The sequence below is a fragment of the Streptosporangium sp. NPDC023615 genome (genome assembly GCF_040640155.1).
Classification (GTDB): domain Bacteria; phylum Actinomycetota; class Actinomycetes; order Streptosporangiales; family Streptosporangiaceae; genus Streptosporangium.
In genome coordinates this window covers 335-20,756 of the sequence record NZ_JBFABE010000079.1, presented here as the reverse complement: position 1 = coordinate 20,756, position 20,422 = coordinate 335, and the positions used below count along the sequence as shown (strand labels likewise).

Annotated in this window: 18 protein-coding genes; 5 read left to right on the top strand and 13 right to left on the bottom strand. The window is 72.8% G+C overall.

Annotated features, from left to right (window positions below; translation table 11 throughout):
* Window positions 1-6 precede the first annotated feature (6 nt).
* The 10 genes from AB0G16_RS34030 to AB0G16_RS33985 all read right to left on the bottom strand — a co-directional run bounded on the left by AB0G16_RS34030 (window position 7) and on the right by AB0G16_RS33985 (window position 12,869).
* Window positions 7-819, bottom strand: coding sequence for a class I SAM-dependent methyltransferase (locus AB0G16_RS34030; protein WP_362814373.1), 813 nt, complete (start codon window positions 817-819; stop codon window positions 7-9).
* Window positions 819-1,496: a DUF4191 domain-containing protein gene (locus AB0G16_RS34025; RefSeq protein ID WP_362814371.1), complete on the bottom strand. Its 678-nt coding sequence runs from the start codon at window positions 1,494-1,496 to the stop codon at window positions 819-821. The genes AB0G16_RS34030 and AB0G16_RS34025 overlap by 1 nt, the downstream gene beginning before the upstream one ends.
* Window positions 1,497-1,653: 157 nt before the next feature.
* Window positions 1,654-4,119: a glycoside hydrolase family 3 C-terminal domain-containing protein gene (locus AB0G16_RS34020; protein WP_362814369.1), complete on the bottom strand. Its 2,466-nt coding sequence runs from the start codon at window positions 4,117-4,119 to the stop codon at window positions 1,654-1,656.
* A 180-nt stretch (window positions 4,120-4,299) separates the two neighbouring features.
* Window positions 4,300-5,229 carry a lipoyl synthase gene (lipA, locus tag AB0G16_RS34015; RefSeq protein WP_362814367.1) on the bottom strand — a complete coding sequence of 310 codons (930 nt, stop codon included), beginning with the start codon at window positions 5,227-5,229 and terminating at the stop codon, window positions 4,300-4,302.
* 265 nt (window positions 5,230-5,494) lie between these two features.
* On the bottom strand, window positions 5,495-6,172 hold the full coding sequence (gene lipB, locus AB0G16_RS34010) for a lipoyl(octanoyl) transferase LipB (RefSeq protein WP_362814365.1): 678 nt from the start codon (window positions 6,170-6,172) through the stop codon (window positions 5,495-5,497).
* Window positions 6,173-6,200: 28 nt separating this feature from the next.
* On the bottom strand, window positions 6,201-6,938 hold the full coding sequence (locus AB0G16_RS34005; protein WP_362814363.1) for a peptidase E: 738 nt from the start codon (window positions 6,936-6,938) through the stop codon (window positions 6,201-6,203).
* Window positions 6,939-6,979: 41 nt separating this feature from the next.
* Window positions 6,980-7,882, bottom strand: a complete 903-nt coding sequence (locus AB0G16_RS34000; protein ID WP_362814361.1) for a TIGR01777 family oxidoreductase — start codon at window positions 7,880-7,882, stop codon at window positions 6,980-6,982.
* A 241-nt stretch (window positions 7,883-8,123) separates the two neighbouring features.
* Complete coding sequence (sucB, locus tag AB0G16_RS33995) at window positions 8,124-9,674, bottom strand: 2-oxoglutarate dehydrogenase, E2 component, dihydrolipoamide succinyltransferase (protein ID WP_362814359.1); 1,551 nt, start codon at window positions 9,672-9,674, stop codon at window positions 8,124-8,126.
* A gap of 36 nt (window positions 9,675-9,710) precedes the next feature.
* Entirely contained in the window at window positions 9,711-11,090 is a 1,380-nt protein-coding gene (gene lpdA, locus AB0G16_RS33990) for a dihydrolipoyl dehydrogenase (RefSeq protein WP_362814357.1), read from the bottom strand.
* 246 nt (window positions 11,091-11,336) lie between these two features.
* Window positions 11,337-12,869, bottom strand: coding sequence for a leucyl aminopeptidase (locus AB0G16_RS33985; RefSeq protein ID WP_362814355.1), 1,533 nt, complete (start codon window positions 12,867-12,869; stop codon window positions 11,337-11,339).
* Window positions 12,870-12,959: 90 nt separating this feature from the next.
* On the opposite strand from AB0G16_RS33985, the gene AB0G16_RS33980 reads away from it, so the two are divergent.
* From AB0G16_RS33980 to AB0G16_RS33970, 3 genes are all read left to right on the top strand, one after another.
* Complete coding sequence (locus AB0G16_RS33980; RefSeq protein ID WP_362814353.1) at window positions 12,960-13,307, top strand: GntR family transcriptional regulator; 348 nt, start codon at window positions 12,960-12,962, stop codon at window positions 13,305-13,307.
* Between the two features lie 38 nt (window positions 13,308-13,345).
* A complete protein-coding gene (locus tag AB0G16_RS33975) occupies window positions 13,346-14,338 on the top strand; it encodes a DUF1648 domain-containing protein (protein ID WP_362814351.1) in 993 nt (330 codons plus the stop codon).
* A 120-nt stretch (window positions 14,339-14,458) separates the two neighbouring features.
* Window positions 14,459-15,439, top strand: coding sequence for a CPBP family intramembrane glutamic endopeptidase (locus AB0G16_RS33970; protein WP_362814349.1), 981 nt, complete (start codon window positions 14,459-14,461; stop codon window positions 15,437-15,439).
* Between the two features lie 110 nt (window positions 15,440-15,549).
* Here the strand turns inward: AB0G16_RS33970 and AB0G16_RS33965 are convergent, their stop codons facing one another.
* Window positions 15,550-16,437: an adenosylcobinamide-GDP ribazoletransferase gene (locus AB0G16_RS33965; RefSeq protein ID WP_362814347.1), complete on the bottom strand. Its 888-nt coding sequence runs from the start codon at window positions 16,435-16,437 to the stop codon at window positions 15,550-15,552.
* A 336-nt stretch (window positions 16,438-16,773) separates the two neighbouring features.
* Window positions 16,774-17,871 carry a bifunctional adenosylcobinamide kinase/adenosylcobinamide-phosphate guanylyltransferase gene (locus AB0G16_RS33960; protein WP_362814345.1) on the bottom strand — a complete coding sequence of 366 codons (1,098 nt, stop codon included), beginning with the start codon at window positions 17,869-17,871 and terminating at the stop codon, window positions 16,774-16,776.
* A 384-nt stretch (window positions 17,872-18,255) separates the two neighbouring features.
* Between AB0G16_RS33960 and AB0G16_RS33955 the strand changes: the two genes are divergently transcribed.
* A complete protein-coding gene (locus AB0G16_RS33955) occupies window positions 18,256-18,462 on the top strand; it encodes a hypothetical protein (protein WP_362814343.1) in 207 nt (68 codons plus the stop codon).
* 241 nt (window positions 18,463-18,703) lie between these two features.
* On the opposite strand, the gene AB0G16_RS33950 is transcribed toward AB0G16_RS33955, so the two are convergent.
* The gene (locus tag AB0G16_RS33950; protein WP_362814341.1) at window positions 18,704-19,702 is read right to left on the bottom strand and encodes an aldo/keto reductase family protein; all 999 of its coding nucleotides are present in this window, start codon (window positions 19,700-19,702) and stop codon (window positions 18,704-18,706) included.
* A 152-nt stretch (window positions 19,703-19,854) separates the two neighbouring features.
* Between AB0G16_RS33950 and AB0G16_RS33945 the strand changes: the two genes are divergently transcribed.
* Window positions 19,855-20,422: DUF3841 domain-containing protein (locus AB0G16_RS33945; protein WP_362814339.1), on the top strand; the 568-nt coding region annotated here is incomplete at its 3' end.

The following is a 20,422-nucleotide window of genomic DNA, read 5'->3' as shown; positions in this document are numbered from 1 at the left end:
GAGCCGTCAAGAGCCGGGAGCCCGCTCGCAGGTGAAGATCGCCGTTCCCGGCAGGAGGCGGCCGCGCAGCGGGCTCCAGCCGCCCCACTCCCGGTCGTGACCGGCCGGCCACTCCGGCTCGACCAGGCCGCGCACCGCCAGCTCCGAGGCCGTGATCAGGGCGATCCAGTCGCCCATCGTGCGGTGGTGCTCGACGTAGGACGGCCGCCCGTCCTCGCCGACCTCCACGTACGGGGAACGGTCGAAGTAGGACCGGTCACAGGTGAGCCCCGCCGGGCCGGGGTCGTCGGGGAAGGCCCAGCGGATCGGGTGGCTGACCGAGAAGACCAGGCGCCCGCCGGGCCGCAGCACCCGGCGGACCTCCGTCAGGACGGCTCCGGGGTCGGCCACGAACGGCAGCGCGCCGAACGCGGAGCAGGCCAGGTCGAAGACCTCGTCCGCGAACGGCAGGACCTCCGCGTCCGCCTGGAGCACCGGGAGGGGGAGACCGGAGCCGGAGCCCAGGTCGATCCGCCGGGAGTGCTGGAGCTGGCGGAAGGACAGGTCGAAGGCGGCCACCCTGGCGCCACGGCCGGCCAGCCAGCGCCCGCACTGCCCGGCGCCGCAGCCGATCTCCAGGACGTCCCTGCCCTCCACGTCGCCCAGCAAGCGCGCGTCGGCCTCGTCCAGCCCTTCGGGACACCAGACGAACCCGGCGTCGCGCAGGAACTCCCCGTGCTCCGCCTGGTACTCGTCGGCGGCACCGTCCCACCAGCCGCGGTTGGCGCGGGAGGTGGCCGCGGCGTCCACCCCCTGGCGGCCCACCCCGGCGAGGGACATCAGCGCATCTTCGGTCGGGGCATCTTCGCGCCGCGCGGCAGCGGCCCCTTGGGCATAGGCATCGTCTGCGGAAGCGCCTTGAGCCGGTTGTTGATCTCGTAGACGGCGGGCTTCTTGAGGTTGCGGGGCAGCTTCATCAGGTGGCGCTGCAACTTGGCCAGCGGGATCTGCCCCTCGCCGTCACCGGACTGCACGTCGTAGACGGGCACGTCCAGCGCGACCCGCTGGACCCGCTTCTTCTCGGCGACCAGCATCCTCTGCACGCGGTTGCCGGGCCCCTCGGAGACCAGGACGATCCCGGGGTAGCCGACCACGCGGTGCACGATGTCCTGGTCACGGGTGACCGCGACGGCCGGGGTGACCTCCCAGTTGCCGCGCATGCTCTGCAGGATCGCGGCGGCGGCGCCGGTCTGGCCGTGCAGCATGGAGTACTGCGCGCGCTGGGCGAGCTGGCCGAACACCACGAGCCCCACGGTCAGGGCCAGCATGATCCCGAGCGGGAACAGATACCACCAGCCCGTGACCAGGCCGATCACCACGAACAGGACGAGCGTGCCCAGCGCGGAGGCGTAGACGATCGGCATCCCCTTGGGGTTGGCCTGCTTGATGATCTGCGCGACCATGCGGAGCTGCTTGACGCGCCCCGGGCGCTCTGAGTCTTCGGGCTTCTTGGCCATGTTCTGAAGGATACAAATCCAAGGCTCAAGAAATGAAAACGTGACCTGCCGGCCGCCCTCTCCGGCGGCGCCCGCCCCACCGTCCCGGAGTTCCCCGCCCCCGCCCCGGGACCTGCCCGCCCCGCGCCCCGGGATCCCCCGGCCGTGCCCCCGAGGACTACCCGGCCACGGTCACGGTCGCGGACAGGCGCCGGTCGGCGACGTCGCGCCCCACCTCGACGGTGTGCTCCCCGGGTACGGTCCGCCAGCCCCGGTCCGTCCAGACCTGGAAGGCGCGCTCGGGCAGGTAGACCGTGGTGATCACCGTCTGGCCGGGGGCCGCGTCGACGGCCGAGAACCCCGCCAGGATCCGGGCGGGCCTGCGCGGGTCCTGCTCCGGCGGCGCGAGGTAGAACTGCACGATCTCGCGCCCGGGACGTCCGCCGGTGTTGGTCACCGCGACCGTCACGGTGGTCCCGGTGACGGCGACGGAGTCGTAGGACCAGGTGGTGTAGCCCAGTCCGTGGCCGAACCGGAAGGCTGGGACGCGCCCGGCCCGCTCCCAGGCGCGGTACCCGATGAGCGGCCCCTCCCGGTACGCGAGCTCGCCGCCCGAGGGCGTCACGTCCAGGACGGGCACGTCGGCCTCCAGGAGCGGCCAGGTGGTGGGGAGCCTCCCGCCCGGCTCGGCGTCGCCGAACAGCACGTCGGCCAGGGCGGTGCCCGCCTCCTGCCCGGGGAACCAGGTCAGCAGGACGGCGGGGACCAGCTCCAGCCAGGGCATCAGGACCGGCGAACCGGCGTTGACCACGACGATCGTGCGGGGATTGACCCGGGCGACCCCGGCGATCAGCTCGTCCTGCCGGCCGGGCAGGGCCAGACCGGTGCGGTCGAATCCCTCGCTCTCCACCTCCGGGGTGGTGGAGGCGATCACGATCGCCACGTCCGCGCCGGCGGCCGTCGCGACCGCCTCGGCGATGGTCGTGTCGTCGCCGGGGGAGGGGTCGGCGTGCCCGAGGGAGAAAGCGACGAACGCCATGCCGGCGGACGCCGTCGTGAGGTGGCGGACGCGCAGCCCGACCGGGACGCCCGAGGTGAGGGACACGGTCATCCGATGCTCCGGCGGGGACAGGAACGCCGTCGCCGGGTCGTCCCCGGGCGGCGTGACGACCCCGTCGAACACCACCTCCTCGCCGATCACGACGGTGAAGGCCCCTGACCCCACCAGGGAGAACGCGTGCGGACCGGTCACGGCCGGGGTGTGCTCGCCACGGATCTCGACGGCCCCCAGCCGGTCGCCGTCGACGTCGGAGGGCAGCCGGCCGACCCAGCGGGCCTCGGCCTCGGCCAGCGGGTGCTCCGCCAGGGGTGCGCCGTCGGCGTCCAGGAAGACCGCGCGGCAGGGCACGGCGAGCGGCGCCAGCCGGACCCGGGGGTCGGTGCCCAGGGCGTGGCGGACCTCGACGTCGCCGCGCCCGCGCAGTCCCTCCAGGGGCGAGACGATCCGGTCGGGGTAGACCTGGGCGCTGCCGCCCCCCATGATCCGCGCCTCGGCCGCGGCGGACCCGATCAGCGCCACGCTCCGCACGCCGGTCAGCGGCAGCAGGCCGCCCTCGTTGCGCAGCAGGGTGAACGAGCGGGCGGCCACCTCACGGGCCAGCGCCACCCCGTCGATCGGGGCGTCCTCGCCCGCCGGGACGGTCGCCGCGGACGCTCCGTCGGCGCCGGTCCCCGTCCTCGCTTCCGTCCCCGTCCCCGTCCCCGTCCCCGTCCCCGGTTCCGTTCCCGGGACCGGGTGCAGGGCGCCCACCCGCAGGGCCAGGCGCAGCACCCGGCGGACCTGGTCGTCGACGACCTCCTCGGCCACCCGGCCCTCACGGACCGCGGCCTCCAGCTTCGCGCCCCAGGGACCGTACGGGCCCGGCATGGCGACGTCGAGCCCGCCGGCGGCCGTCGCCTCGGTGGAGCGGGCGGCCGTCCAGTCCGAGACGACCAGGCCGTCGAAGCCCCACTCGTCCTTGAGCAGGTCGCGCTGGAGCGCCCGGTGCTCGGTCATCGTGGTCCCGTTGACCGCGTTGTAGGCGGACATCAGCCCCCACGCCCCGGCCCGCACCACCCGCTCGAAGGGGGCCAGGTACACCTCCCGCAGCGTCGCCTCGTCGACCGTGACGTTCACCGTGAACCGGTCGGTCTCGGAGTCGTTGGCCACGAAGTGCTTGGGCGTGGTGGCCACGCCGCCCCGCTGGACGCCCTCGACGTAGGCGGCGCCGATCTCGCCCGTCAGGTACGGGTCCTCGGAGAAGCACTCGAAGTGCCGGCCGCCCAGGGGGCTGCGGTGCAGGTTGAGCGTCGGGGCCAGCAGCACGTGCACGCCTTTGCGGCGCGCCTCCTGGGCGAGCAGCCGCCCGGCCCTGCGGACCAGCTCCACGTCCCAGGTCGCGGCGAGCGCGGTGGGGCTGGGCAGCGCGATCGAGGGGTCGCCCGGCGACCACCGCTCGCCCCGGACGCCGATCGGGCCGTCGCTCATCACCAGCGGGCCGAGCCCGATCCCAGGGAGCGCGGGCAGCGACCACATGTCGGCACCGGTCAGCAGGCGCACCTTGGCACCCAGGTCGAGCTTTCCGATCAACTCTTCGATGTCCACGCGGACAGTCTCGTCCCCGGGACCGGGCGGCCGACAGGCCCGCCGATCACACCTTTACGAAAGATCGCCCGGAACCGGCCCGCCACCGGCGGACCGGGGCACACCTCGCCGGCCGGGACCACCCCCTCGCCGGGCACGCCGGCGCCCGGCCCCGCGAGGGACCGGGTGCCGGGGGCGGGCTCAGGCGTGCTGGCGGGCCTCGACGGCCTGCTTGTACAGGCGACCGGCCCGGTAGGAGGAGCGGACCAGCGGCCCGGACAGGACGCCGGCGAAACCGATGGCCTCGGCCTCGGCCTGCAGCTCCACGAACTCCTGGGGCTTGACCCAGCGGTCCACCGGGTGGTGGCGCGGGGTGGGACGCAGGTACTGGGTGATGGTCAGCAGGTCGCACCCGGCCTCGTGCAGGTCGCGCATGGCCTGGACGACCTCCTCGCGCTCCTCGCCCATGCCGAGGATCAGGTTGGACTTGGTCACCAGACCGGCCTGCCGGGCCTTGGTGATCACTCCCAGCGAGCGGTCGTAGCGGAACGCGGGCCGGATCCGCTTGAAGATCCGCGGCACGGTCTCGACGTTGTGCGCGAACACCTCGGGCCTGGCGGAGAAGACCTCCTCCAGCTGGGCCTGGTCGCCGTTGAAGTCGGGGACCAGCAGCTCGACGCCGCATCCGGGCAGGAGCGCGTGGATCTGCCGCGCGGTCTCGGCGTACAGCCACGCCCCGCCGTCGGGCAGGTCGTCGCGGGCGACACCGGTCACGGTCGCGTAGTTCAGCCCCATCTGCCGGACCGAGTCGGCAACCCGGCGGGGCTCGTCGGTGTCGTACTCCTTGGGCTTGCCGGTGTCGATCTGGCAGAAGTCACAGCGCCGGGTGCACTGGTCGCCGCCGATGAGGAAGGTGGCCTCGCGGTCCTCCCAGCACTCGGAGATGTTGGGGCAGCCGGCCTCCTGGCAGACCGTGTGCAGTCCCTCGCGTTTGACCAGCGCTCGCAGCTCGGTGTGGTTGGGGCCGGTCCTGAACCGGGTCTTGATCCACTCAGGCTTCTTCTCGATGGGGGTCTCGGCGTTGCGTACCTCCAGGCGGAGGAGTTTCCGGCCCTCGGGGGAGACGGTCATGCGAGCTCCTTCATCGGTCGCGGGACCGAGGTGGTGCACATCGAGGTGCGGCATATGTCGTCACGCTCGCTCACCCCCCCAGCTTATGTCCCGCCGCAGGCTGCGGCGGCCCCGGGCCCGGCGCACCGGCCCCGCCCCGGACAGGCCTCGCGTCCGGCGTCCGGGACCGTTCCGGGGATCGGCGTCGGATCGGCGCGGGCCCCGTCCCGGATCACTCTTGGACCGGTGCCGGACCGGTGCCGGACCGGTGCCGGACCGGTGCCGGTCAGCGCCGGAACAGGTCCTCCTCGGGCAGCTCGAAGGGCTGCGCGCCCAGCGCCTCCGCCAGGTGCTTCTCGGCGTACGGCAGGACCTCGTCGACCACGATGCGGCGGCCGGTCTCGGCCGAGAGCGAGGAGACCCCGGCGTCGCTGATCCCGCACGGGACGATCCGGTTGTACCAGCTCGGGTCGTTGGAGCAGTTCAGGGCGAATCCGTGCATCGTCACGCCGCCCGTGACCCGGATGCCGATCGCCCCGACCTTCCTGTCGGGCAGGCCGTGCGAGGGGTCACCGGCCACCCAGACGCCGCCGCGTCCCTCCACCCGCCCCGCCTGCACCCCGAAGTCGGCGCAGACGTGCACCAGGGTCTCCTCCAGGAGCCTCACGTAGGCGTTCACGTCGAGCGGGCCGCCGAGCCTGACGATGGGGTAGCCGACGAGCTGGCCGGGACCGTGCCAGGTGATCCGGCCGCCCCGGTCGACCTCGACGACCGGGGTGCCGTCGGAGGGCCGCTCGTGCGGCGCTGTGCGCCTGCCCGCCGTGTAGACCGGCGCGTGTTCGAGCATCAGGCAGGTGTCGGGGATCTCGTCGGCCACCCGGCGGGCGTGGATGCGCCGCTGAAGATCCCATGCCTGCTCATAGGGGAAGTCAACGCCAAGACGTACGATCGCCAGGTCACTCACGGCTCAAGAGTAGTTGACCCGTTCGTGGTCATGGTGTGAGAAGCCGAGGCTCGATGCGGAACTCCTTGGCGCCGCCCGACCCGTCGTGCTCGACCCGGTAGGCGTGGCCCCCCGGGCGCACGCTGACGGCCTGGATGAACTCGGTGCCCACGTAGTGCAGCGCGACGCCCTCGTCGGCGGCGTACCCCATGGGCAGCTCGCCCGAGGCCACCGAGGCGTGCAGCAGCTCGCGCCGCTGGGGGTCGGAGTCGTAGTGGACGCCGCACGAGTAGGGCAGCAGGCCCAGGCCGTCGGACCAGGCCCGCAGCTCGGGGCCGAAGGAGTCGGTGTTGCCGCCCACGTGCCAGCACAGCGCCCCGGCGCTCTGCCCGCTCAGCACCACCCCCGCCCGCCAGGCCTCCTCGAAGATCTCGTCCAGGCCGTGCAGCCGCCACAGGGCCGCCAGGTTGGCCACGCTGCCGCCGCTGACGTAGACGACGTCCTGGCCGAGGACCCACTCGCGCGGGTCCTCGATGTTGGGCATCGGGAAGAGGGTCAGGTGGCTGACCTCCACGTCCCAGTCGCGGAAGGCGCCGTACATCTTCAGCAGCCACTCGGAGTCGTCGCCGGTGGCGGTGGCCAGCAGGCCCAGCCGGGGCCGGTCCTGACCGCTCAGGTCCAGGGCGTACCGGAGCAGCGGGCTCGCCTCGATGGATCCCTGGCGGGCGGACGGGCGGAACGAACCGCCCCCGATCGCGACGATGTGCGAATGCCCGGGCCTGCCCATGTCGATCTCCCCAGTGACGTCCGGTGGTCGGAACAGGGACCCTAGAGTACGGCGGCCAGTGCCTCGTCGAGACGCTTATGCCGGAACGTGTAACCGGCGTCGAGCAGTCGGCGCGGGAGCACCCGCTGGCCGGTCAGCACGCCCTCTTCGGCGAACTCGCCGAGCAGCGCCCGCAGCGCGAACCCGGGCACGGCCAGCGGCATCGTGGGCCGGTGCAGGGCCGCCCCGAGGACCTTCGTGAACTCCGCGTTGGTGACCGGCTCGGGCGCCGTCAGGTTCACCGGCCCGGAGATCTCCGGATGCGCGAGCAGGTACCGCACGGCGAGCACCCAGTCGTCGAGGGAGATCCACGACCAGTACTGCCGGCCCGATCCCAGCGGGGCGCCCAGGGCGGCCCTGAAGACCGGCAGGATCCGGGCGAGCATGCCCCCCTCGGGGGTCAGCACCAGGCCGGTGCGCAGATGCGCCACCCGGACGCCCGCCTCCTCGGCCGGCGCCGTCTCCGCCTCCCAGGGCACCACGACCTCGCGCGCCAGGAACCCCTCGCCGGCGGGGGCGGTCTCGTCCACCGCGCGGTCCCCGGTGTCGCCGTAGAACCCGATCGCCGAGGACGACAGCAGCGTCGCGGGCCTGGCCGGGCCGGTCAGGCCGGCCAGCGCGGTCGCCAGCGTACGGGTCCCCTCGACCCTGCTGCGGACCACCTCGCGCTTGTACTCGTCGCTCCAGCGGCTGTCGCCGATGCCCGCGCCGGCGAGGTGGATCACCGCGTCGGCGCCCTCCAGGACCGCCGGGTCGAGAACCCCCTTGGGCGGGTTCCAGAAGGCCTCCTCGTCGCCGCGCGGCACCCGCCGGACCAGACGGACCACCCTGGCGCCGTCGTCCCGCAGGGCCTTGACCAGGGCCGTGCCCAGCAGGCCCGAGGAGCCGGTCATGATGATCGTCATAGCGTTCAATGTAATCGACCTCCACGAGGCTCTTCGGGAGGCGGGCGCCGCCCGGATTCGCGTCGCGCCCGGCGGATCGGCGTCATCCACCGGCACCGGCACCGGCACTCGGGGTGGGAGCCGGGGCGAGAGGGGGACCGGGGCGGCGGGACCGCGCCGTCTGCGGGAACGCCTCCGGCGGGAGACGCGCGAGGGCCGGTCCGCGACGTCGCGGACCGGCCCTGCGGGGAGCCGGGAAGGGCTAGCCGTTGAGGCCCAGCTGGTTCTCGAAGCGGCCCTCCTCCAGGCGACGCTTGATCGTCGTCAGGAAGCGGGCGGCGTCGGCGCCGTCGACCAGGCGGTGGTCGTAGCTGAGCGCCAGGTACATCATCGAGCGGACCGCGATGACCTCACCGTCGGGGGTGTCCAGGACCACCGGGCGCTTGACGATCGCGCCGGTGCCCAGCATGCCGACCTGCGGCTGGTTGAGGATCGGGGTGTCGAACAGCGCGCCGCGGCTGCCGGTGTTGGTCAGCGTGAACGTGCCGCCGGTGATCTCGTCCGGGCTCACCTTGTTGGTGCGGGTGCGCTCGGCCAGGTCGGCGATCTTACGGGCCAGCCCGGCGATGTTGAGGTCGCCCGCGTCCTTGATCACCGGAACCAGCAGGCCGCGCTCGGTGTCCGTCGCGAAGCCCAGGTGCTCGGCGTCGAAGTAGGTGACCTCGTTGGTCTCGCTGTTGATCGTGGCGTTCAGCTTGGGGTGCTGCTTGAGCGCCTCGATCGCGGCCAGGGCGAAGAACGGCGTGAACGTGAGCTTGACGCCCTCGCGCCGCTGGAACTCGGCCTTGGCCGTCTCGCGCAGCCGCGCGATCTTGGTGACGTCGACCTCGACCACGCTGGTGAGCTGGGCCGAGACCTGCAGCGACTCGACCATGCGCTTGGCGATGGTCTGGCGCAGCCGCGACATCTTCTCGGTACGCCCGCGCAGCGTGGTGTCCACCGCGACCGGCTCGGGAGCCTGCGGGGCGGCCTGCGCCTGGCCGGCCGGGGCCTGGGCGGCGGCCTGCGGGGCCTGGGCCGGGGCCTCGGACGCGGCGGCCTGCTCGCGGCGGGCGCGGGCGGCCTCCAGGACGTCCTGCTTGCGGATGCGCCCGCCGACACCGGTGCCGGTCAGCGACTCCAGGTCCACGCCGTGCTCGCCGGCCAGCTTGCGCACCAGCGGGGTCACGTACGGGCTGTCGCCCGAGGACGGCGCGGCCTGCTCGGCGGCCGGCGCCGCGATCGGGGACGGCGGAGCGGCCGGCGAGGCCTGGACGGCCTGGTCCTGCGTCTGCTGGGGCGCCTGCTGCTGGGCGGGAGCCTGCTGCTGGGCCTGCTGGGGGGCCTGCTGCTGGGGCGCCTGCTGTGCGGGCTGCTGCTGGGGGGCCTGCGCCTGCTGCTGTGCGGGCTGCTGCTGCGGGGCGGGCTGCGGGATGGAGGAGGCGGGCTGGGCCTGCTGCTGCGGGGCCGGCTCCGGCTCGGGCTCGGGCTCCGGCTCGGGGGCCGCCTCCTGCGCCGGGGCAGCCCCCTCGGTGCCGTTCTCGTCGATGACGGCCAGCTCGGCGCCGACCTCGACGGTCTCGTCCTCGGCCACCACGATCTTCGTGAGGATGCCCGCGGCCGGGGAGGGGATCTCGGTGTCGACCTTGTCGGTGGAGACCTCGAGGAGCGGCTCGTCGGCCTCTACACGCTCGCCCTCCTTCTTCAGCCAGCGGGTGACGGTGCCCTCCGTGACGCTCTCACCGAGCTGGGGCATCTGTACGGACTTCGGCATGGTGTCTTCTCTCGCGTTCCGAGTGAGGGCTTACGTTTAGTTGTGGACGTGGAGGGGCTTGCCGGCCATCGCCAGCATGGCCTCGCCGACGGCCTCGGACTGGGTCGGGTGCGCGTGGATCAGCTGCGCGACCTCGGAGGGCAGGGCCTCCCAGTTGTAGATCAGCTGGCCCTCGGTCACGAGCTCGCCGATGCGACGGCCGACCATGTGCACGCCGAGCACGGGGCCGTCCTTCTCGGAGATGATCTTGACCGCGCCCTGGGTCTGCAGGATCTGGCTCTTGGGGTTGCCCGCGAGGTCGTAGGTGAACTCGACGATCTCGTGGCCGCGCTCCCTGGCCTGGGCGGAGGTGATGCCGACCGAGGCGACCTCGGGGTCGGAGTAGGTGATCCGCGGCACGCCGTCGTAGTCGATCGGCACCGGGTTCAGGCCGGCGATGTGCTCGGCCACCAGGATGCCCTCGGCGAAGCCGGCGTGGGCGAGCTGCAGGGTCGGGATGAGGTCGCCGACCGCGTACACGCCGGGCACGCTGGTCTGGCAGAACTCGTTCACCGTGACGGTGCCGCGCTCCATGGCGATGCCCGCCTCCTCGAAGCCCATGCCCGACGAGACCGCGCCGCGGCCGACCGCGACGAGCATCAGCTCGGCCTCCAGCGTCTTGCCGTTGGCCAGGCTGACGACCACGCCGGTGTCGGTGGTCTTGACGCCCTCGAAGAAGACGCCGAGCTCCTGCTTGATGCCGCGGCGCCGGAAGGCACGCTCGATCAGCTTGGAGCTGGACTCCTCCTCCAGCGGCAGCAGGTGCGGCAGGCCCTCGACGATCGTCACCTCGGCGCCGAAGGAACGCCAGACGCTGGCGAACTCCACGCCGATGACGCCGCCGCCCAGGACGACCACGGAACCGGGCACCCGGTCGAGCCTGAGGGCGTGCTCGCTGGTGATGACCCGCTCGCCGTCGATCTCCAGGCCGGGCAGCGACCTGGGCGCGGAGCCGGTCGCCAGCACGACGTTGCGGCCCTCGTAGACGTCGGAGCCCACGGTCACCCGGTTCGGGCCCGCGAGACGGCCCTCACCCTCGACGATCGTGATGCCCTTGCTCTTGAGGAGGCCCTGCACGCCCTTCCAGGCGCGGTTGACGATCTTGTCCTTGAAGGCGTGCACGGCGGGCACGTCGATGCCCTCGAACTTCGCCCTGACCCCGTAGGTCGCGCTTTCCCGGGTCTCGTCGGCGACCTCCGCGGAATGCAGGAGCGCCTTGGTGGGGATGCACCCCCGGTGCAGGCAGGTGCCGCCGATCTTGTCCTTCTCGATCAGCACGACCGTCTTGCCCAGCTCGGCCGCCCGCAGAGCGCAGGCATAGCCACCGCTGCCGCCACCCAGGACGACGATGTCGTACGGGCCGCTGCCATCAGCCACAGGAAAGCTCCTTGTCGGATCGGAATACCGTGTTCGTCGTGTGCACGGTCGCGCCCCTGCCGGACCCCGGCCGGCCGTGCGGATGCCCGATCGCCTCCGCACCGCCGCCGGACCCGGCTCGGCACCGCGCCGGGGAACGGCCTCGGCCCGGCCCCGGCAACCGCATCTTTTCATTTGTCCACATCGCCCGTGACCCGCTTGCGCGGCCGCGAGGGCCCGGAAGGGCCGGCGAGGGCCGTGTGAGGGTCACTCGCCCGCGTAACGCTCGGCCAGGCCCACCAGCGTCCGGGTGATCGCCCCGGTACCGCCCTTGGGCGTGTACCCGTGCGGCTCACCCTTGTTGAAAGCAGGACCGGCCATGTCAATGTGTGCCCAACGGACTCCGTCCGGCACGAATTCCCGCAGGAAGATGGCGGCCGTGAGCATGCCGCCGAAACGCTCGGGGTGCAGGTTGGCGATGTCGGCCACGGGGGAGTCGAGACCCTTGCGGAGCTCGTCGGGCAGCGGCATGGGCCACGCGCCCTCGCCCTGCTCGGCCGCGGTCTCGACCACCTCGGCGCGCAGGGCGTCGTCGTTGGCCATGACGCCCGCCGTCCGCCAGCCCAGCGCGACGATCTGCGCGCCGGTGAGGGTGGCCACGTCGACGATCACGTCGGGCTCGTCCTGGGCGGCGCGGGCGATGCCGTCGATCAGCACCAGGCGGCCCTCGGCGTCGGTGTCGAGCACCTCGACGGTCTTGCCGGAGAAGCTGGTGAACACGTCGGAGGGGCGCTGCGCGGTGCCGCTCGGCATGTTCTCGGCCAGGCAGAGGTAGCCCACCGCGTTGACCTTCAGCCCCAGCCCGGCGATCGCCAGGAGGGCGCCGAGGACCGCTCCGGCGCCTCCCATGTCCGACTTCATCCAGTCCATCGAGGCCGTCGGCTTGAGTGACAGGCCGCCGGAGTCGAAGGTGATGCCCTTGCCGACGTACGCCAGCGTCGTGCCGGCCTCGGGGTGGTTGTAGGCCAGGCGGACCAGACGGGGCGGGTTGACCGACCCCTGGCCGACGGCGACGATGCCGCCGTAGCCGCCCTCCTTGAGCGCCGTCTCGTCCAGGACCTCCACCGTCAGGCCGGCCTCGGTGCCCAGCCGCTCGGCGATCTCGGCGAAACGGGCCGGCCACAGGTGCGAGGGCGGGGTGTTGACCAGGTCGCGGACGAGCGAGACCGACTCGGCCAGGGTGGTGGCGCGCTCGACCGCGGCCTGGGCGCCCTCGGCGCCGCTCAGCACGGTCAGCTCGTCGACCGGCGCGGTCTGCTCGCCGGTGGTGCGGTACCTCGTGAAGGCGTAGGCGCCGAGCAGGGCGCCCAGGGCGACGGCACCGGCGTCGCCGGCGCTCGCGGCGGGCAGGGCCAGCGCCACGCGACCGGTTCCGGCCAGGGCGCGGACGGCGGTGCCCGCGGCCCGGCGGAGCGTCTCGGCGTCGTGTCCCGCCCCCTCGGCGGGAGCGTCGCCCAGGCCGACGGCGACCAGCAGGGGAGCGGTCAGCGCGCCGAAGGTGGGGATCTTGGAGATCTCGCCCGGCTTGCCCTTGGCGCCCATGCCTGCGAGCGTGACGGCCAGCCTGCCGCCGAGCGCTTCGTCGAGGCCCTCGGCCCCGGGCGCGGCGATCAGGCCGTCCGGCCCGGTGTGCACTCCGACGACCAGCGCGTCGGAGTCGAACGAGACAGCGTTGTCAGTTTGGTTCAGCCGCACAGTGGTCACGTAGGCCGATGCTAGTAGGGCTTTCACGGTACGCATAAACGAGGGTTCGTCCTACGAATTCTATCGCACGATGGTGCTGTTCGGGGTGGCACCATCCGGGGTCATGGTGCTAATGTCGATAGCATCATGTTGATCAGACTGGATCTGAACGATCCCCGGCCGCTGCACGAGCAGGTGGCCGAGGCGATCAGGCGTGCCGTCGCCGAGGGCTCCTACGCGCCGGGAGACCGTCTCCCGCCGGCGCGGGACCTGGCCGCCGCGCTGGGGATCAACGCCAACACGGTGCTGCGCGCCCTGCGGGACCTTCGGGACGAGGGCGTGCTGGAGTTCCGGCGGGGACGTGGCGTGAGCGTCCTCAACCGCCCCAACCCGCGCAGCGTCATCGAGGAGAAGCTGCGCTCCCTGCTCGCCGAGGCGGTCCAGTACGGCTACCGCCACGACGACGTCATCGAGCTCATCAGGGAACTGTCGTGACCGGGCCCCGGGCCCGGTCCTTGAAGGGAGTGATCGACTTGGGCCTGCGAGCACGTTTCCTGTCCGCGGTCGCCGGCTGGTTCGCGCTGGTGACCGTCGCGCTGGCGGCGCCGCCGCTGATGCTGCGCGAGCGGCTGCCGGACCCACTCGCGACCCACTGGGGCGTCTCCGGCGGCCCCGACGGCTCCATGCCGTTCGCCGCCTTCCTGCTGTTCGAGGTGGGGGTGTGGGCGGTGGTGGCGGGTGTGCCCCTCGTGTCCGTCCTCGTCAGACCCGGGCAGCTCAGGCGCAGGAGCGCCCGCATGGGCCTCGGCGCCCTGCTGGGCGGCAGCGGCCTGTTCTTCCTGGGGCTCCAGGCCGTCACGCTGTCCGCCAACCTGGACGCCCCGGTCTGGTGGCGCGCCGCTCCCCTGGGATGGGGCGCGCTGGTCGCGATCCTCGGCCTGGTGGCGGGCGGCTGGCTCGGTGCCCTCGCCGCCAGGCCCGGGCCCGACGACGGGCCGGAGGCGACCGCCGGGGTGCGGCGGCTGTCGCTGGGGGCCGACCAGCGCGCGGTCTGGGTCTCCTCGGTGCGCAACGTCCCGCTCGCGGCCCTCGGCGGATCGCTGCTGGCCGCCGGGACCGGGTACGTCGTGTTCGCCCTGCTCGGCGGCGAGGGCATCCTGTGGAGCGTGGCGGGCACCCTGGCCTTCGTGGGGCTGGTGGGCCTGATCTTCAGCTCGGTGCGGGTGCAGGTCACCGAGGAGGGCATCGTGCTCTTCTACGGGCCGTTGCGCCTGCCCCGGTGGCACGTCCCGATCCGGCGGGTGGAGCGGGCCTGGTCGGAGGAGCGGTACCCGTCCGGGGTCGGCGGCTGGGGCATCCGCGGTCTGCCGGGATCGGTCACGGTCATGCTCCGCGGCGGGGAATGCCTCGTGCTGGGCTACGTCTCCGGTGGCCGCCTCGCCATCTCGATCGACGACGCCGAGAACGGCGCCGCCCTGGTCAACACCCTCGTGGCCAGGGAGTCCACCGGGCCCGGCGCCCGCTGACACCCGTTTTCGTGCCCTTGGCCGCCTCTGACCATCCCCTCGTCCCCGGTCGTCCCCGACCGTTCCCGGCCGCTCCTGGCGCCCGGCCTGCGCCGTCCCTCCACACCCGAAGGTGGTTACGTGCTCCGTCGCATCCCCGATCTGTGGCTGTTCCTGTCGGTCGCGTTCGGCCTGTCCTGGTTTTTCAGCCTTCCCGTCTGGTTCACGGACGCGCGGATCGGCGAGCCCCTGTTCTTCCTGGTCGCGCTGACGATGATGTTCACGCCGGCCCTCGGCGTCCTCGCCGTCCGGGCGCGCGACAGGCGGCTCGGACGACCCGGCACCACCTGGCGTGAATGGGCCGGGCGGACCGGGCTGCGGCTGGGGGAGCGACGGGGGCGGACGTTCGCGCTCATCGCCCTGGGATGGTTCGGCGTCCCCGTCCTGGTCATCGTGTCGATCATGCTCAGTGCCGCCCTGGGCCTGCTCTCCGTCGACCTGCAAGGGCTGAGCCTCCTCCGTGAGAGCCTGGCGGCCCCCGCCGCGGGGCCACTCCCGGCGGACTCCTCGGTCCTGCTGGCGGTGCAACTCGCGGCGATGGTCCTGATCGCCCCTCTGATCAACTCGATCCCCGCCTTCGGGGAGGAGTGGGGATGGCGGGGATGGCTGCTGCCGCGTCTGGCTCCGCTCGGCACGTGGCGGGCCCTTCTGGCGTCCGGGGTGATCTGGGGGGTCTGGCACTTCCCGCTCACCCTGCGCGGGTACAACTACCCGGATCTGGGTGCGTGGGCGGCGCCGATGTTCGTCGTCCTCTGCGTGACCTTCGGGGCACTGCTCGGCTGGCTCCGCCTGTACTCCGGGAGCGTCTGGCCGGCGGTCGTCGGGCACGGGTCGCTGAACGCCTCGGGTGGTCTGATCATGCTCGTGGGTGACGCGGCCGAACCACCCGTCCTCGCGCTCGCGGGCATCACGGGCCTGGTCGGGTGCGTACTGCTGGCCGTGGTCTCGGCCATGCTGTTCAAGAGCCGTCCGGTCGAGGTGCCGGTCCCGGTCGCCTCGCCCGCCGCCCGCTCCGAAGGGGAGGAGAACCGGTGGCCGACGACCGCAACCGGTGATCGATGACCGGTCGCCGACGGCCGACGGCCGGTGACCAGTACCGGCCACCGGCCACCGGCCACCGGCCGCCGGCCGCCGATGGTCGGTGATCGGTGGCCGGCCGGGGGCGCGGGAGCTCAGTTCGCGAGCACCGTGCACGCCAGCAACGTCGCCGCGGTGGCGGTCTCCACGAGGGCGCCGAGGACGTCACCCGTCACGCCGCCCAGCCGCCGGACGGCCCGGCGTCGCACCACCCAGGCCGCCAGCAGGCCCACGGCCACGGCCAGGGGAAGACCCCAGGGGGCGAGAAACGGCCCCAGGCCCGCCGTGAGGCCGTAGTCCACGAGGAACTCCCCCTCGGGGACGTAGGCGACGTACCTTCGGTCGCCGCCTCCGAAGGAGGGGGAGGCGTACCCGCCGAGGACGCCGAGACCGTGAATCCAGGCCAGCGCCGCCGTCCCCGCGAGCGTGAGCGCGGTGACGGCCAGTACGGCGCCCCGGCGGACGGTGCCCGCGACCAACGCGCCAAGACCGTCGGGGCGGGCGGACGGGACACCGGCCCGGCAGGCCAGGGTGAGAGCGAGGCGCCCGGCCACGCAGGCCACGACCAGGGTGATCGGCCCCATCCCCGCCCGGGTCGCCTCGTACAGGGCGGCCACCTGGATCAGCAGGGTGAGGACCAGCGTGACCACACCGAACGGGCCGATGTCCGACCGCTTCATGATCTCCAGGGCCCGATCGGCGGGCTTTCCGCTCCCCAGCCCGTCGGCGAGGTCGGCCAGGCCGTCGAGGTGGAGTCCCCGGGTGAGCAGCGCCACGGTCGCCACGGCCAGTACCGATGCCGGGAGAGGGGTCATCGCCGACCACAGCGAGATCGTCAGCACCAGCGCTCCCACGAGCCCGATCACCACCCCGACCAGCGGGGCGACGGCCATCGCGATCCCTCCGGCCCGGCGGTCGACCACGCCGGGCCTGACCGGGAACACGCTCAGCGTGCCGATCGCGAGGCGGATCCCGTCGGCCACCGTCGAGCGCCTGCCCGGGGAGGCGCACGCCTCCGTAGGCGCGGGAGGCCCCAGAGATGCGGTGGGCTCCGCGGGCGCGGCAGGCTCCGAAGGGGTGGAGGGCTTCGGGAGTGCGAAGGCTTCCGGGGGCGCGGTGGGTTCCGAGGGGGTGGAGGGTTCCTGGGGTGCGGGGGGCCCCGGGGGTGTGGGGTGCGGAGGTGTGGGGGGCTCAGGGGGTGTCGGAGGCCTCTCCGAAGAGGGGGGCGCGGGCATGACCGGTGATCCTAGTCCGCACGTGCCACTCCCTCGGCGGATCAGGTCGAAGGGACGACCGTTGTCGGATCCGGCCGAGGAGTGTCAGATCAGGCCGAGGAGGCGGCCGGCGACGACGAGGCCGACGTCCTCCGACTCCATGGACAGGCGCTGGTTCAGGCGGCCGAGGGCGTCCCGGAACATCCGGCCGCTGGAGGTGTGGGGCACCACGCCGAGCCCCACCTCGTCGGAGACCGCCACGACCCGGACATGGGTCTGCCGCCAGGCCTCCACCAGCTCCTCACACCGGGCCGCGACCGCGTCGAGGCCCTCCCCACCCGACCAGGCCCCGCACTCGTCGAAGACGGCGGTGATCCAGGTGCCGAGCCCGTCGATCAGCAGTGGGCTCGTGGCGGACCGCAGCACCCCGGCCAGGTCGGTGGTCTCGACGGTCCTCCAGTGGGCGGGCCTGCGGTCGCGATGCTTCCGGACCCGGCGCGCCCACTCGGGGTCGCCTTCCCCGGACGGGCCGGTCGCGACGTAGAGGACCTCGGGTTCGGCCGCCAGCCGGAGTTCCGCCTCCGCGGACTTGCCGGATCGGGTGCCCCCGAGCAGCAGGGTCCGCCGAGGGGGGGCGGGAAGGGCGGGCGGGGGCTCACGAAGGTCGACGACCGTGCCGTCCGCCACGATGCGCACTCCCCACAGCGCGGCTCTCCGGTCCAGCTCCACCTCCGTCGGCACCCGGTGGTCGAGGTCGACCGCCACCACATGCGTCCGCTCGCCCAGCAGGCCCCGCCGCCTCAGGTCCCCCAGCCTCTCCGGCCGATCCAGCACGTCCACCAGTGCCATGTCCAACTCGTGGTCCGACTCGTGGTCCGACTCGTGGTCCGGCTCGCGCCCCGGACCGGCGGGGAGGGCGGCCGCGTACAGGATGCGCCGGCCGTCCGGCGTGATGACGGTGAGACCGTCGGGACCCGATCGGGCGTGACGGCCGGACGGCAGGACACCGGTGGGCGGCAACGGGACGGGGCCGCCGGACGGCGGGAGATCGCCGTGGAGGGCGGGGAGGCCATGGACGACAGGGTCGCCGAGCAGTACGTGGGTGCGGCGCCGGCCGGGGGTGACGCGGGCGCACGAGGCGCACCCGCATCCGGGGGCGGGCCAGCCGGCCGCGCTCGCCGTACCGGAGATCAGGACCCTCACACCCGGTCTCCCGTCAGGTCGAAGAGGTCGGGACCCCCACCGGGGCGGAGGTGACGGACAGCCGCAGCGTACGGGGCGCCGCGCGCGTTCCCGTGGCCGAGGGGGCCGCACGCGTGGCGGAGGGGACGTACGTGTCCCCAGGGCGGAGGGCGGAGGGTGGAAGGCGGGGTGCGGGGGACGTGATGGTGCGGCCACACCGTGGAAGCCGGGGGGGCGGAGCCGAAATCGTGATCATGCTTTCAGGTCTGCGGATGCGCGCGGATCGGGTACGGAGATCGGACGCGGGCTCGCGATCACGCCTCCACGCCCGCGGGCGGCCCGGGGAGGTAGGGTTCGCTGAGCCGACGAGGGGCAACGGCGAGACCCGCGAGAAGGAGCTGTGGCATGACGTGGCGCTGGCGTTATGAAAACGCGAACGGTGGCGAGCTGGTCGAGGGCGTGACGCCGTCCGACACGTTCCCCAGCCAGGCCGACGCCGAGTCGTGGCTCGGCGAGAGCTGGCGCGAGCTGCTGGACGCCGGGGTCGAGAAGGTCACCCTGCTGGAAGGTGAGCGCGTCGAGTACGAGGGGATGTCGCTGCGCCCGGAGTGAAGCGCAGTGACCCCGAGTGAAGCGGGTCTCACCCCGGCGAAGCGGAATTCACCTGAGCGAAGCGGGTTGACCTCAGCGAAGCGGGGGTGACCCAGCGAGGCGGAGTGAACCGGGGCGAAGGTGAAAGGCGGTCTTCCCGGCGGATGCCGGGAAGACCGCCGGGCCGGCCCTGAAGGACCGGCTCCCGTTCCCGCGGAGGGCAGGCCCCCACGGGAACGGGAGCCGGAGGATCGGACCTGGATCAGGGACGCTTCTCCGGGCTCACGGTCTTGGAGGGGTCACGCTCGACGACCGGGCCGAGAACGTCGTCGATCTTCTTCAGCACCTCGGCGTCCAGCTTCACACCGGAGGCCTTGACGTTGTCACGGACCTGTTCGGGCCTGCTGGCGCCGACGATGGCGGAGGACACGTTCGGGTTCTGCAGCACCCAGGCCACCGCGAGCTGGGCCATGCTCAGCCCCAGGTCCCCGGCGATCGGCTGCAGTTCCTGGACGCGGGTGAGCACGTCGTCCTTGAGCATCCGGGAGATGAAGTTGCCGCCCGAGGGGTCGGTGGCGCGGGATCCCTCCGGAGGCGGCTGTCCCGGCAGGTACTTGCCGGTCAGGACGCCCTGGCCGATCGGCGAGAAGACGATCTGGCCGACGCCCTCCTTCTCGCTCAGCGGCACGACCTCGGCCTCGATGACCCGCCACAGCATGGAGTACTGGGGCTGGTTGGAGACCAGACGGTCCAGGCCCATCTCGTCGGCGATCTTCAGTGCCCGGCCGATCTGCTCGGCGGTCCACTCGCTGACCCCGATGTAGAGGACCTTGCCCTGGCGTACCAGGTCGTCGAAGGTCCTGAGGGTCTCCTCGAGCGGCGTCTCGTAGTCGAAGCGGTGTGCCTGGTAGAGATCGACGTAGTCGGTCTGCAGGCGTCGCAGCGAGCCGTGCAGGGACTCGGTGATGTGCTTGCGGGACAGGCCGCGGTCGTTGGGGCCCTTGCCGGTCGGCCAGTAGACCTTGGTGAAGATCTCCAGGGATTCACGGCGGACGCCCTGCAGGGCGCGGCCGAGAACCTCCTCCGCCTTGGTGCCCGCGTACACGTCGGCGGTGTCGAAGGTGGTGATCCCCTCGTCGAGCGCCGCCCGCACGCACTGCCTGGCCGCGTCCTCCTCTACCTGGGAACCATGGGTGATCCAATTGCCGTAGCTGATCTCGCTGACCATGAGACCGCTGCGGCCGAGGTGACGGAATTCCATGGTTCGACACTAACCGGCATGATGATTCACTAACCGGTGCGGTCGAGACCGCCGCGACCGAACTCTTCGTTCACCCCGGTGGACCGCCACCGCCGCGCCGCTCCCGAACAATCGCGTGGATGGTCCCGGTCCCTCTTCGGCACAATTGCCCGATGCGTTTGTGGACGGTTCAGCATCGAGCGGTTCTCGCCTCGCTGGAGGACGCCGGCGAGCTGGTCGGGGACTGGGACCGGATCATGGTCCGGAACTACCGGGCCTGCTACGAGGAGGTGGTGGCCGAGATGGCGCGGCGCGGCCTCGACGGTGGCGGCCGGCCGCCGGTGTGGGCGTGGGCCGGGCCGGACACCCGCGACAACAGGGTGGCGCTGGCCGCGGAGATGCTCCTCTGCCCGGAGACTCCGGAGGAGTACGCCCGCTATGTGGTGCTCGACCTGGACGTGCCGGACGACGCCGTCCTGCTCAGCTCGTACGGGCGCTGGAACGACTTCATGGAAGCGATCATCATGGGCGAGGGATCGCCGGACATGGATTGGGCCATCGGCCCGGAGGGGCTCGACGGGTTGCAGGCGTGCCTCACGCGTGTCGCGGCCGGGTGGGTCCTCGGCGCCCGCCCGCTGGAGCCGTTCAGGCCGGAAGAGGAGGACGACGAGGACGAGGAGGGCGGGGAGGACGAGGAGGGCGGGGAGGACGAGGAGGGCGGGGAGGACGAGGAGGGCGGGG